Annotated in this window: 12 protein-coding genes; 4 read left to right on the top strand and 8 right to left on the bottom strand. The window is 31.5% G+C overall.

Annotation, left to right across the window (positions count from 1 at the left end):
* Positions 1-107: 107 nt before the first annotated feature.
* The 5 genes from xerA to HSX10_RS14165 form a co-directional block, all read right to left on the bottom strand.
* Positions 108-1,307 (bottom strand): site-specific tyrosine recombinase/integron integrase, encoded by a 1,200-nt coding sequence (gene xerA / locus HSX10_RS14185; RefSeq protein ID WP_173588892.1) that lies wholly within the window; start codon positions 1,305-1,307, stop codon positions 108-110.
* A gap of 173 nt (positions 1,308-1,480) precedes the next feature.
* A complete protein-coding gene (locus HSX10_RS14180) occupies positions 1,481-2,227 on the bottom strand; it encodes a YebC/PmpR family DNA-binding transcriptional regulator (RefSeq protein ID WP_173588891.1) in 747 nt (248 codons plus the stop codon).
* Positions 2,228-2,550: 323 nt separating this feature from the next.
* Complete coding sequence (locus HSX10_RS14175) at positions 2,551-3,390, bottom strand: sugar nucleotide-binding protein (protein ID WP_173588890.1); 840 nt, start codon at positions 3,388-3,390, stop codon at positions 2,551-2,553.
* A 23-nt stretch (positions 3,391-3,413) separates the two neighbouring features.
* On the bottom strand, positions 3,414-4,496 hold the full coding sequence (gcvT, locus tag HSX10_RS14170) for a glycine cleavage system aminomethyltransferase GcvT (RefSeq protein WP_173588889.1): 1,083 nt from the start codon (positions 4,494-4,496) through the stop codon (positions 3,414-3,416).
* A 126-nt stretch (positions 4,497-4,622) separates the two neighbouring features.
* Complete coding sequence (locus HSX10_RS14165; protein WP_173588888.1) at positions 4,623-5,132, bottom strand: DUF421 domain-containing protein; 510 nt, start codon at positions 5,130-5,132, stop codon at positions 4,623-4,625.
* Positions 5,133-5,413: 281 nt separating this feature from the next.
* Here HSX10_RS14165 and HSX10_RS14160 point away from each other — a divergent pair, with 281 nt between their 5' ends.
* Positions 5,414-6,934, top strand: a complete 1,521-nt coding sequence (locus tag HSX10_RS14160) for a GH3 family acyl-acid amido synthetase (RefSeq protein ID WP_173588887.1) — start codon at positions 5,414-5,416, stop codon at positions 6,932-6,934.
* Between the two features lie 95 nt (positions 6,935-7,029).
* Here HSX10_RS14160 and HSX10_RS14155 read toward each other — a convergent pair whose 3' ends face one another.
* Positions 7,030-7,644: a hypothetical protein gene (locus HSX10_RS14155; protein WP_254453245.1), complete on the bottom strand. Its 615-nt coding sequence runs from the start codon at positions 7,642-7,644 to the stop codon at positions 7,030-7,032.
* A 178-nt stretch (positions 7,645-7,822) separates the two neighbouring features.
* Between HSX10_RS14155 and HSX10_RS14150 the strand changes: the two genes are divergently transcribed.
* Complete coding sequence (locus tag HSX10_RS14150) at positions 7,823-9,085, top strand: putative DNA modification/repair radical SAM protein (protein ID WP_173588886.1); 1,263 nt, start codon at positions 7,823-7,825, stop codon at positions 9,083-9,085.
* Positions 9,086-9,859: a TIGR03915 family putative DNA repair protein gene (locus tag HSX10_RS14145; protein ID WP_173588885.1), complete on the top strand. Its 774-nt coding sequence runs from the start codon at positions 9,086-9,088 to the stop codon at positions 9,857-9,859.
* A 70-nt stretch (positions 9,860-9,929) separates the two neighbouring features.
* Here the strand turns inward: HSX10_RS14145 and HSX10_RS14140 are convergent, their stop codons facing one another.
* Positions 9,930-10,418 (bottom strand): hypothetical protein, encoded by a 489-nt coding sequence (locus HSX10_RS14140; RefSeq protein ID WP_173588884.1) that lies wholly within the window; start codon positions 10,416-10,418, stop codon positions 9,930-9,932.
* 141 nt (positions 10,419-10,559) lie between these two features.
* On the opposite strand from HSX10_RS14140, the gene HSX10_RS14135 reads away from it, so the two are divergent.
* Entirely contained in the window at positions 10,560-13,487 is a 2,928-nt protein-coding gene (locus HSX10_RS14135; protein WP_173588883.1) for an FAD-binding and (Fe-S)-binding domain-containing protein, read from the top strand.
* On the opposite strand, the gene HSX10_RS14130 is transcribed toward HSX10_RS14135, so the two are convergent.
* Positions 13,479-14,333, bottom strand: coding sequence for a UDP-2,3-diacylglucosamine diphosphatase (locus HSX10_RS14130; protein ID WP_173588882.1), 855 nt, complete (start codon positions 14,331-14,333; stop codon positions 13,479-13,481). The genes HSX10_RS14135 and HSX10_RS14130 overlap by 9 nt on opposite strands.
* Between the last annotated feature and the right edge of the window lie 206 nt (positions 14,334-14,539).

The raw sequence follows: 14,539 nt of genomic DNA, 5'->3' as shown, positions 1-14,539 counted from the left end.
TTCCGAGGCTGCTTTTGCAACAGTTAATAAAGCGATATTTTGGTCTTTAGCAATCATTTTCTCGCATTGGCTACAACTGGTTATATCATCACAATAATAGTGAATTATCATTGAAATTTTCGGGATAACAGCAGTTTTTCGTTGTTATTATCCTTTTTAACTAAATTTCCAACTGTAACGTCTAAAGGACTCTTTATTTCCATTAAGCTATGCTGAGCCACATGAGTATATATCATTGTGGTCTCTGGTTTACTGTGCCCTAAAAGAACTTGAATATAGCGTAAGTCTACACCGTTCTCTAGCATATGTGTTGCAAAACTATGCCTTAATGTATGTGGTGTTACGCTTTTCGAAATATTCGCTAATTCACACGATTTCTTTAAAAAACTACGCACAGAACTTGCACTATAAATATTGCCTTGTTGCCCTTCTACAAAATAAGTTTTTGGCCGGTATGTACTAATATAATTATTAAGTAGAGGTTTTAAAACCTGACTCAAAACAACCGTTCTGTCTTTTCTGCCTTTACCTTGTTTAACGTATAATTGATTTCTGTCTAAGTCTATATCTCTTAGTTGTAAATTCAATAATTCTCCTATTCTTAATCCACTAGAATAAATTAGTCCAATAATAGCACGATGTTTTAGATTTTTGGTAACCTGTAAAAGATCAATAACTTCTTCTTTAGATAAAACAACAGGTAGGTATCTGCTCTTTTTAGGGCGTTCAATATTTTGAGAGTCAAAATCAGGAACATTACAAAAAGCTGTAAAATATTTTAAAGCACTAATGCATTGTCTATGACTGCTAATGCTGTAATTTTCGTAAGCGATCACTTTCTCTAAAAATAGCTCGAGTGTTCTTATATTCCATTCGGTTTTAGGAATCTCTTTGGTAAAATCTACAAAACGAAGTATAAAATGACCATAGGTAGATATTGTACTTTCACTTAAACGCTTACCTTTTAAGTAACCAATACATTCCTTAATAAGTATTCGTTTTTCTCTTGGTAGATTTTTGTAAAGTTCTATTTGAGAACTCTTAAGTATTTTTTTTGATTTTGTATTGGCTTTTGCTACAGGCTTTTTTAAAGCTCCATAATCCATATAATGCCCTTTTTCTCTTAGAAAATTATATATTCCTCGTCTGTGAATTGCATTATCTGGAACATAGAAAACACGTAGAGTCTTAGACCATTTAACAGCTTCGTATGTTTTTAATTGAGATTTTAATTCATAATTAAAAGCAAATTTAATCCCAATGATATCGAGGTTATTATGTTTTAAAGGTAGAAGTGTTATAGTCATGTTAATCGTATAATTAAATCACTTTTAAACACACAAACCTATCCGAAAATAAACAAATTTGTGTGTTTAGTGTTGATTATTAAACAATTAAGTTAAACTAAATATTTGAATAACTCAAAAAAAACATAACATTTTTTTTATATGTAAATGTCAATAATAATTAGGGTAAGAAACTATTCTGCAGTTTCTTCCATGGTATGATATACATTCTGTACATCATCATCTTCTTCTAATTTCTCTAGAAGTTTCTCAACATCCTCAGCTTGTTCTGGAGTTACTTGTTTTGTAACTTGTGGAATACGTTCAAATCCAGAAGAAATAATTTCAATATTATTTTCCTCTAAATAAGACTGAATACTTCCAAAACTCTCAAACGGTGCATAAATCAATACACTTGTATGTTCCGTTCCGTCTTCATCTTCATCGGTGTCTTCAAAAATTTCATCCACACCAGTATCTATAAGCTCTAATTCTAATTCTTCTAAATCTAAATCATCACCTTTAATTTTAAAATTACAAGTATGATCAAACATAAAAACAACCGAACCAGAAGTTCCTAAACTACCATCTGTTTTGTTAAAATAAGAACGAACATTAGCTACCGTACGGGTATTATTATCCGTTGCTGTTTCAACTAATACAGCAATACCATGCTGTGCATAACCTTCAAAAAGGACTTCCTTATAATCACCTTGGCCTTTTTCACTCGCTTTTTTAATAGCACGCTCTACATTAACCTTTGGCATATTTACAGCCTTTGCATTCTGAATTACAGCTCTTAAACGCGAATTACTATCAGGATCCGGACCACCATCTTTTACCGCCATTACAATATCTTTACCAATACGCGTAAAGGCTTTGCTCATAGCTGACCAACGTTTCATTTTCCTTGCTTTTCTAAATTCGAAAGCTCTTCCCATTTTAAAATTTATTTTAAGTTCTTGTTACAACAAGAATCTTGTTAGATATTATATTTTACTGCGGTATAATTGAAATAACACAAAGAATTTACTAGGTGAAATTTTTAACCATAGCAAATCTAAGAAATTATTGAAAAATGTTTGAATTCGAATGGATTTAAATACAAAAAATAACGGGGTAGAAGCTTAATAGGGCTAAAAACAAGTAATCTGAAGTCTTTTGAAGAAGAATTAGCGATTATATATTTTAATTTTAAATACTTTTTGTTAAATTTAAATTATATATGAATTGTTTTATTTGAAATAATCCTAGTTTAATAAACTCATTTTGCGAGTTCTTTAATGATTTCTTGACTCGTAATTTGAAGGTGTTTGGGTAACTTATTAAATTTTGGAAGAACCGCTAAATATCGATCTTCATTAGTGGTGTAAACTTGTTTTAAAACTACTTTTTTATCCGTTAAAATAGCAATGATTTCTTCAATAAATTCATTATGATATACCAAATCGGTACTTCCTAAATGTAAAACGCCATGCTCATTTCTGTTAATAATATAATGAATTTGTTGTGTTAGCTTTTTATCAAGCATCACATTCATTATTAAATTAGGAAATATTTCAACAGCTTCATTTTCTGTAATGGCTAGTTTTAGCTCTTCAATCCTAGGAGAAGCAGCACCAAATAGCATAGGGATTCTAATAATAGCCACTTGTTCTTCTGGAAGACGTAAAAATAAATTCTCTATTTTTATTTTAAAATGACCGTAAACACTATGACTTAATGTTTTATCTAATTCGTAACTTGGATATTTACTATAAGCATCAAAAACATTGGCAGATGATAGAAAAATAATTTTAGAACCAAAGGTCAAAGCATATTCTGCAATGTGTTGATGCGCAATGACCTGTGCATTAAAATTTCCGCGAAGCGCAGAGATAATAATGGTTGGTTTACAAGCCTCTAAAATTTTATAAACATCATCTTCCTCTAGGTTATAGTTGAAGAACTGTTTATTAATTTCAAAGGCTTTTAAAGGTGTTCTGTAAGTCCCAAAAGTTTTAAAATAAGGATTTAACTCTTTATAAATAGCATTTCCGATGTAGCCACTTGCACCAAGTATAAGTATACGATGCTTTTGTGAATCTAATTTCTTTTCTGTCATTAATAAAGCAACATTCTAATCAATTATCCTTTATAAAAAGGAGGTTTTACAACCGTTGCAGGAATCGCTTTTTTACGTACCTGAATAAATATTTTACTATCTACAGCAGCATATGCTTTAGTTACATATCCCATGCCAATACCAATACTTAAGCTTGGACTCATAGTTCCTGATGTTACCTCACCAATTGTTTGTCCTTCTGCATCTACAATAGGATAACCATGACGTGGAATTCCGCGTTCGTCAAGTTTAAAAGCTACTAATTTGCGTTCTGGTTTATTTTCTTTTTCAGCCTTTAAAGCTTCACTATTTGTAAATTCTTTGTTGAATTTACAAACCCAACTTAAACCTGCTTCAATAGGAGACGTAGTATCATCAATATCATTACCATATAAACAGTAACCCATTTCTAAACGCAAAGTGTCTCTTGCGGCTAAACCAATAGGCTTAATTCCAAATTCGGCACCAGCTTCAAAAACCTTATCCCAAACTTGTTTTACTTCTGTGTTTTTACAATAAATTTCAAATCCACCACTACCTGTATAACCCGTAGCCGAAATAATTACGTTTTCAATACCTGCAAAATCACCAACAATAAAGTTATAAAATTTAATAGCTGATAAATCATGACTTGTTAAAGATTGCATAGCTTCTACAGCTTTAGGACCTTGTATGGCTAATAAAGAATAATCTTCACTTAAATTACGCATTTCTGCACCAACATCATTTTTAGAAGCAATCCAGTTCCAATCCTTTTCTATATTACTAGCATTAACGACTAATAAATAGGTTTCTTCTTTTAATTTATAGATAATTAAATCATCTACAACACCATTATCATCATTTGGTAAACAGCTGTATTGTGCGTTTCCAATGTCTAGTTTAGCAGCATCATTACTCGATACTTTTTGTATTAAAGCTAAAGCATTTGGCCCTTCAATTAAAAACTCTCCCATATGAGATACATCAAAAACACCAACAGCTTTCCTTACAGTTTCATGTTCGGCATTTACACCTTCGTATTGTACAGGCATATTATAACCAGCAAAAGGAACCATTTTTGCACCAAGTGCTTCGTGAGTAGTAGATAAAGCAGTATCTTTCATTATGATAAATTTTTAATTTTTAGATGTGCAAAACTACATAATTTTTACGATTTTCATCATAAATAAACTCTAATGAAATTAGACTACAACATTCATATCAGAAAAAATTCTATAACTTAATTGGTTTTAAAAATCAATAATCCAAGTATCAATCATTTTATCATCAGAACCATGTAAAACAGAAATATCTCCTGTAGATTCAAAAATTACCGCTTTTACTTCAGAAATTTGAATAACATTAGCTTCTCGTAATTTGGCTTTTACGTCAGATTCGGTCACTTTACATTTTTTAAGATTATCTTTTAAAAGTTGACCATTCTTCATTAAGAAAGTAGGTTTATTGTCTACTAAATCTTGAATAGGTTGCCATTGCCTAAATGTTGCAACCAACATTTGTAGACTATATATAATAGCTAAACCAAGAATTCCATATTGAAGCGATACCGATTTAGATACAATAACAGTAGCTAAAATGGAACCAATAGAAACCGTCATTGCAAAATCGAAGCTAGACATTTTAGAAAAACTACGCTTACCGCTTATTCGTGTTAAAATTATTAAAGCGATATAAATACCTATAGCAGTTAGTATAATAGATAGAAATCCATCTGTTGAAAATTTAAACCAATCATCCATATATTTTTTATTTTTTGTTCCTCTAAATATGTCATGGTTGGCTAGATTACTTTAACTCATATAATTTTTTAATTAATCGGATTAAATTACAGAGTTTAAAATAATTTGTGGTTGAAATAAGAACGCTAAATGCACTAGTTTTATTTTTTAATATTGAAAGAAATAGACTTCTAATCAAAATTTTTTAAATGGGTTAATTCTTTTAGCAAACGGAATACGTTCTTTTTACCATTTTAAAGACCTTAGTGGCAACATAAAATTTAACCACTAGAATCGAAAAAATGGCCATCTTAGGAAACATAATAAAAGGAGTAATTGAATTGAAAGACACATTTTCGTCTGAAATAATTCATGAAGAAGCACAAGAAAAAGTCTTAAAAGAATTACTAGAAACCGCTAAGAATACGCAGTTCGGTAAATTTTATGATTTTGAACATATATTAGAAACTTCTAATCCGCAAAAAAGTTTTGCTAAGTCTGTACCTTATTTCGATTATAATCAAATTAATAATAAGTGGTGGCATAAATATCATGAAGGCGAAAGCGATGTTACTTGGCCAGGAAAACCATCATATTTTGCTTTAAGCTCTGGTACTACAGGAAAAACGAGTAAAAGAATTCCGGTAACAGATGCCATGATTGAAGCCATAAGAAATGCAGGAATCAAACAGGTGTTTGCTCTAAAGAATTTTGATCTTCCTGCCGATTTTTTCGAAAAAGAAATTATGATGCTTGGTAGCTCAACGGACCTAGAAGAAAGCAATAATCATTTAGAGGGTGAAATTAGTGGTATAAGTGCTAGTAATATTCCATCGTGGTTTAAAGGCTATTATAAACCAGGCGAAGAGATTTCGCAAATTGAAGATTGGGACGAGCGTGTGCAAAAAATAGCAGAACGCGCTGAAGATTGGGATATTGGAGCTTTAAGCGGAATTCCATCTTGGATAGAATTGATGCTTCAAAAAGTAATAGACTATCATAATCTAAATAATATTCATGAGATTTGGCCAAACTTACAAGTATATACATCTGGAGGTGTAGCTTTCGCACCTTATGAAAAAAGTTTTAAGGCTTTACTAGGTAAACCTGTCACAGTAATTGATACCTATTTAGCTTCTGAAGGTTATATTGCAACGCAAGTCAGACCAGAAACTGATGCCATGCAATTAAATACAGATAATGGTATTTATTTTGAATTTGTGCCCTTTAAACCTGAATACATAAATGAAGACGGTTCTCTTAAAAATGAAGCACCAGCTTTAACTTTAGACGAAGTTGAATTAGATCAAGATTACGTTTTAATAATTAGTACCGTTAGTGGTGCTTGGCGTTATTTAATAGGTGATACTATTGAATTTACAAATATTGAACGTGCTGAAATTAAAATTACAGGTCGAACAAAATTCTTTCTTAACACCGTGGGTTCTCAATTGTCAGTAAATAAAATGGATACTGCCATGCGAGAATTAGAAGAACAATTTAATACTACAATTCCTGAATATACCATTTGCGCCAAACGTGGAGATGATGATGAATTTTATCATTATTGGTATTTAGGATCTGACCTTAAAGGTGCAGATGAAAAACAAATGGCAAATGCTTTAGATGACGCGTTAAAAACAGCCAATAAAAATTATAAAGTAGCAAGAAGCAAAGCTTTAAAAGGTGTAAAGGTCAAAGTAATTTCACCAAGTCGTTTTCACGATTGGAACGAAAGAAATAAGAAAAAAGGAGGGCAAGTAAAAATGGAGCGTGTAATGGGAGAAGAAAAATTTGCAGATTGGGAAGCCTTCATTAATTAACAATAATTAAGTCGAACGATTTAAGTATAAAAAAAGCTATTATTCAAATAATAGCTTTTTGCCTTTAACATATTTTTTATAAAAATAAACATTCATTAATCTCTAGCAAGAGATTTTTCTGCATCTCGGTGTTCTACCAATTCCATAATTTCTTCTGGAGACAGATAATATTTTATAATACGATCTTTATAAGATTGTGTAATATCTGCATGGTTTAAAATGAAGTCTTTAGTTTTTAAAATATAACCTTCCATGCCATGAGCCACAGCAAAACTATCGGCAGCACGCTCCGCTTCTATAATATGATTTTGAGATAAAAGATATTTTAAGCCAAACCAAACTAAGTTTAGTTTACTTCGATTTTGGTAATCCATCACGTGACCTAATTCATGACCAATCCACCCAATAAATATATCATCTGGAATATGACGTGTTGAAAATTCCTTATCTGCAATCTGAAATTTTTCACTTATCAATATCACATAACTTCTGTTTTTTCTGCTCTTAAAAAAACTACTAAGAACAGGCTGCGCTTGCATGGTCGATTTTTTTATACTTTTCTTAAACCGAAATTCAATTTTAGTATGCTCTAATTGCGGATAATAGTGCAGAGCCGTTTCTACGTTTTCTTTTATATCTTTAGGAATTATGTGCTGTGCACTCATATGTTGATTCAGGATTATTGCGATTAAGACTATGAATTTTTTCATAATAATTAAATTTACGTTTTACTACTAAAAGCATTTAAAGGATTTCCTAAAAATCTTAACCCATTTACACGTTTAAGAATTACAATTACTACTTGCTACAATTAGAAGCAACTTAAAGCTGTTATATGTAGTAGTTTTGTGTTTTACAAAATAAATTAAAATTTAAAGAGGAAAACATTTGTCATTTCAACGTACACAAGAAAAATTAAAAATACTAGCAGATGCTGCAAAGTATGATGTGTCATGCTCGTCTAGCGGAAGTAGGCGTGCTAATACCAACAAAGGATTAGGTGATGCCACAGGCATGGGGATTTGTCATTCCTATACCGAAGATGGTCGCTGTGTGTCATTACTCAAAATTCTCCTCACCAATCATTGTATCTTTGATTGTGCATATTGCGTTACCCGAAAAAGTAACGATGTTAAACGTGCGGCTTTTAAAGTGCAAGAAGTGGTAGATTTAACGATTAATTTTTATCGAAGGAATTATATTGAAGGGCTTTTTCTAAGTTCAGGTATCTTTAAAAGTGCCGATTATACCATGGAACGCTTGGTCGCTGTGGCTAAAAAATTACGACAAGAAGAGAACTTCAATGGCTATATTCATTTAAAATCTATTCCTGGAGCTTCAGATGAATTAATGCGTGAAGCCGGACTCTACGCAGACCGATTAAGCGTTAATATTGAAATACCTACAGAAGCAGGACTAAAAAAATTAGCACCAGATAAAAAACGAGAAGATTTTATTAAGCCAATGGTAAAGGTGAAAAATGAAATTATTCAATACAATGCTGAAAAGAAAATTATAAAAAGTACACCCAAATTTGCTCCTGCAGGTCAGAGCACACAAATGATTATAGGCGCGAGTGGTGAAAATGATTTTCAGATCATGCAAACGTCTAATCATTTTTATAAAAATTATAATTTAAAACGCGTTTATTATTCGGGTTACGTGCCTATAAGTTATGATAGTCGATTGCCGCAAATAGGAAGCGAGGTGCCAATGCTTCGCGAAAATAGATTGTACCAAACCGATTGGCTCATGCGTTTTTATGGTTTTGATGTCAGCGAAATTTTAAACGAAAAACATCAGAATTTAGATTTAGACGTAGACCCCAAATTAAGTTGGGCCTTGCGGAATTTACATGAATTTCCTGTAGATGTGAATACTGCAGACCAGCGTATGTTAGCCAGAATACCAGGTTTAGGCATGAAATCGGTATTTAAAATTATTAATGCTAGACGTTTTAGAAGATTAAATTGGGGACACCTTAAAAAAATAGGAGTTGCTTTAAATAGAGCGCAATATTTTATGGTGTGTGAAAGTAATCAGTTTGAAAAACGAGATTTAACACCCGAAAAAATTAAAGGATTTATACTTCAGAATTCAACTAGCAAATATCAAAAAACACTAAGTAATCAATTGAATTTATTCGGTTAAATGACAGCTAAAAACTTAATATATGATGGTACATTTGATGGATTTCTGTCTGCTGTTTTTTATGTGTTTGAACAGAAGCTGAAAACGGTAACAATTCAAAGTGAATTTACTGTACAACAAGGTTTGTTTTCAGAAAATGAAACCATTCATACAGATGAAGCTAAAGCCAACCGGGTATGGAAAGGCATAAAATCTAAACTATCCTCACAAGGAAGTTACCAATTATATTATGCGTTTTTAAGTGAACAGAGTGGAGTAGAAGACTTGCTTTTAGATTATATACAATATGCCTTTTCGCAGCATAAAAAAGTAGATAAAGATTATTCGCATCCGTCTATTTTAAAAATAGCACAAATTGCAAAATCTGTTGGGAGAGAAAAACATAGAATGGAAGCTTTTGTGCGATTCAGACTTACAAAAGATGCTATTTATTTCTCCAATATAGAACCCGATTTTAACGTGTTGCCTTTAATTGAAAAGCATTTTAAAAGACGTTATGCAGATCAAAAATGGGTGATCTATGATATTAAACGGAATTATGGAATGTTTTATGATTTGCAAAATGTAGAAGTAATGCAAATGGATTTTCCTGAGAATTTCGATTTCACCAAAACAAACGATGCATTTTTTGCCACACAAGAATTCGAGTTTCAAAAACTATGGCAAGATTATTTTAAAGCCACCAATATTGAATCACGTAAAAACATGAAACTTCATATTAGACATATTCCCAAACGCTATTGGAAATATTTAAGCGAAAAACAACCTAATTAAAACAGATATTTTTAGCATAAAAAAACCACCTCGTTAAAGGTGGTTTAATATATTATGTGCTATTGTTTTTTTAGAATTGGTATCTCACACCTAAGGCAATATCAAAATCTAAATCATCATTATTATCTCCAAAACCTAATTCAGGTCTAAAATCTAGAGATAGTAATAAAGGAAAGTCAAAACTGTATTCTAATCCTACGTCACCCGCAACAAAAACAAAAGTTTCGTCATAGTCGCTATTATCATTATAATAATTATCATAACTATAAGACCCTAGTCCTCCACCAGCACCTGCGTACCAGTTAAATCCACCTTCTATATTCCATATCCATTGGTATAAACCAGCTAATTTAAATCCATCATACTCATTACCACTTCTCCAACCCAAATCAGCTTCTAATCTATTATTACCTCCTAATGCATGTTGGTAAGAGATTTCAGTACCAAATCCATCACTATCTCCTAAACGAAGTCCAATTGCATTGTCAGCAATTTCTTGAGCACTTGATAATCCTATAAATCCAATGGTAAATAATCCTAATAAAAATAATTTCTTCATAATAATTTTACAGTTTAAATTCATAATTTTAGCATCTTGTTTAATACTAATCTTCATAACGTCAAAATTAAATCTAAATTGACTGATTGACCATTTTTTTAAGACAAATTTATAACTCGTTTCGATCGATTATTAACCCTTATGAAAAATGAAATGCGCTTAGAGTTTCAAACTTTAAAATCAAAATTAAAAGGAGAATTACATACTGATGATTTAATGCAAAAGTTATATGCAACGGACGCTTCGGTATATAGAAAACTTCCTTTGGCAGTAGCTTTACCAAAAGACAATAATGATATTAAATTATTGATTGCTTTTGCAAATAACAATAAAACATCTTTAATTCCTAGAACAGCAGGTACATCTTTAGCGGGTCAGTGTGTTGGTGAGGGGATTGTAGTAGATGTTTCTAAACATTTTACCAGAATTTTAGATATTAATGAAAAAGCACGGACAGTAACCGTACAACCAGGCGTAGTTAGAGATGAACTTAATAATTATTTAAAACCCTTTGGATTATTTTTTGGGCCAAATACATCCACTTCTAACCGTTGTATGATTGGTGGAATGGTTGGTAACAACTCTTCCGGAACCACATCTATTCAATATGGAGTAACTCGTGAAAAAGTTATCAATCTAAAAACTATTTTAAGTGATGGAAGTGATGCTGAATTTTCAAATTTATCTAAGGAAGCATTTCAAGAAAAATTAAAATTAGATAATCTTGAAGGCGCTATTTATAACAAGATCTATAACGAGTTGAAATCAGAAATTGTTCAGAAGCAAATTCAAGATAATTTCCCTAAGCCAGAAATACACCGAAGAAATACAGGTTATGCTATTGATGAATTGATAAAATCGTCAGCTTTATCCAATTCAGACGTAGATTTTAATATGTGTCAATTATTGTCTGGTAGTGAAGGAACATTAGCTTTTACAACAGAAATCACATTACAATTAGATGTGTTGCCACCAACAGAAAGTGCTATAATAGCTTTACATTTTGAAAGTATAGCTAACTGTTTAAAGTCTGTAGCAACTGTAATGCAATATAATTTGCATACGTGTGAGATGATGGATCATACCATTTTAAATCTTACAAAACACAATAAAACACAGCAAGAAAACCGAAAATTTGTAGAAGGTGAACCTGCTGCTATTTTAATGTGTGAATTAAAAGCAGATACAGAAGCGCAATTACATAAGGATATTGAACAATTTTTAATTGCAGTAAACACACTTCAATTATCTTATGCGGCGCCAATTTTAAAAGGGGAAGATATTGATAAAGCTGTAGAATTACGAAAAGCTGGTTTAGGATTGTTAGGAAATATTATAGGCGATAAAAAAGCGGTAGCTTGTATTGAGGATACGGCCGTGGCTGTTGAAGATTTAGATGCTTATATTTCTGAGTTTACAGCATTAATGAAGTCTTATCACCAAAACGCGGTGTATTATGCTCATGCAGGAGCAGGGGAGTTGCATTTAAGACCAATACTAGATTTAAAACAGAAAGAGGATGTTGTTTTATTTCGAAAAATAACAACTGATGTTGCCAAATTAGTTAAGAAATACAAAGGTTCTATGTCTGGAGAACATGGAGATGGTATTGTACGGGCAGAATTTATTCCTCTGATGATTGGGGAAGCTAATTATACCATCGTAAAACGAATTAAATCGGTTTTTGATGCTAATAATATTTTTAATCCAGGGAAAATTGTAGATGCTTATCCTATGGATAAAAGTTTACGTTATGAAGTAGGGAGAAAAGAACCTGAAATTGAAACTTTACTCGACTTTTCGGAATCTCAAGGAATTTTACGTGCAGCAGAAAAATGTAATGGTTCTGGTGATTGTAGAAAATTACCTGAGTTTGGAGGTGTTATGTGTCCGAGTTATAGAGCCACAAGAAACGAAAAGGATACTACTAGAGGTCGTGCTAATACATTGAGAGAATTTTTAACCAATTCCGAAAAAGCCAATCGCTTTGATCATAAAGAGTTAAAAGAAGTTTTCGATTTATGTTTAAGTTGTAAAGCTTGTAAAAGCGAATGTCCAAGTAGTGTAGATATTGCAAGTTTAAAAGCTGAGTTTCAATACCAATATCAGAAAGTAAATGGTGTACCAATGCGTACAAAACTATTTGCTTTTAATAATAAGATTAACGGTTTTGCAAGCCTTGTTCCTGGTATCACCAATTTTATGTTTACCAATAGTTTTACAAGTTCTATCATAAAATCTGTTGGCGGAATTGCTAAAGAAAGAAGTTTACCTTTAATATCATATAAGAGTTTAGAAAAAGAGTTTAAAGGTTTCAGTAATCAAGAATTTAAAGGCAAATTTATTAAAGAACTATATCTGTTCAATGATGAGTTTACTAATCATTTAGATACCGAAATAGGAGTAGATGCCATTTCACTTTTAACAACCTTAAATTATAAAGTAAACCTTATTTCTCATTCAGAATCTGGTCGTGCTATGTTATCTAAAGGTTTAGTGAAAGATGCCAAGAAAATGGCTAATAAAAATGTTTCGCATTTTAAAGATTTAATATCAGAAAACACCCCTTTAATAGGAATAGAACCTTCAGCTATATTAACGTTTAAAGATGAGTATCTTAAGTTAGCGGATGATAAAGAAGCAGCAAAATCTATCGCAAAGCATACGTTTATTATAGAAGAATTTATTCAGCAAGAAATTACGTTAGGACATATTACTTCAGATCAATTTACTAAAGAAGCGAAGACTATTAAATTTCATGGTCATTGCCATCAAAAAGCATTAGCCAATCAGAAATCTAGTTTTGATGTTTTAAACCTTCCTACAAATTATAAAGTCACAGTTATACCTAGTGGTTGTTGTGGTATGGCAGGAAGTTTTGGGTACGAAAAAGAGCACTACGATGTGAGTATGCAAATAGGTGAGCAAACGTTATTTCCTGCGATTAGAAAAGCTTCAGAAGATACTATGATTTCAGCAAATGGAACAAGTTGTAGACATCAAATTAAAGATGGAACAGGTAGAAAAGCAAAACATCCAATTACAATATTAAAGGAAGCATTACTTTAATTTTTTCTTTCTTTTAGGTTGCTCAACAATGGTAATAGCCGCAATGAGATCTTGTGTGTTCATCTCTTTAATGTCTTCATCGGCAAAAAAAGGACTTAATTTATCATTATTATAGTTGTAAATTTTCCAGCGTTTGAATTGGTATTCTAGCGCTGTAAAATTTTCAACCCAATCACCAGAGTTTAAGTAAGTTGTTTTTCCTAATTTATTCTCTTTAACAAGCATTTTTGGTTGATGAATGTGTCCGCAAATCACATAATCATAACCATTTTTAATAGCTAAATCGGTGGCAACTTCTTCAAAATCGTTAATATATTTGATAGCACCTTTTACACTATTCTTTATTTTTTTAGATAAAGAATAACGTTCTCTCCCCATTTTTAGCAAGCACCAATTAACACAACCATTAATTAAGATTAAAAAATCGTAACCCCATCCACCTAGTTTTGCTAACCATTTTGCATTCTGAATAGAGATATCAAACACATCACCATGAAAAAACCATGCTTTTTTACCATCTAAGTCTAAGACTAACTTATTAACGATTGATATGTTTCCGATTTCGGTATCAGTGAATTTTCGAAGCATTTCATCATGATTCCCTGTGATATAAACGACTTCAACACCATTTGCAGCAAAATCCATGATTTTTTTTATGACACTTAAATGTGATTTTGGGAAGTAACGTTTTTTAAATTGCCAGATATCAATAATATCCCCATTTAAAATTAGTTTTTTAGGTTCAATACTATTCAGGTAAGTTAAAAGTTGTTTTGCTTGGCACCCAAAGGTACCCAAGTGTACATCAGAGATAACGGCTATTTCAACTTTTCGTTTTAAATTCACAATGTGTTTTTTGAATATGTTACAAAGAACAAGGTTTCTAGTTAATAGACTGTAAACCAATGATTAATTTACTATAAGCAAATTGTTACTATTTTGTTATGAAAAATAAGTAAGTTAAAAACCATGTTAACATTGAAATAACACAGTAAAAAGCACTTTTCAATTTTTGTTTCTGTCTTAGAACATTTACATTAGCGTAAAATTAT

The sequence above is a fragment of the Winogradskyella undariae genome (assembly GCF_013285155.1).
Classification (GTDB): domain Bacteria; phylum Bacteroidota; class Bacteroidia; order Flavobacteriales; family Flavobacteriaceae; genus Winogradskyella; species Winogradskyella undariae.
The sequence above is the reverse complement of the archived record's forward strand: the minus strand, read 5'-3'. Positions and strand labels throughout refer to the sequence as shown.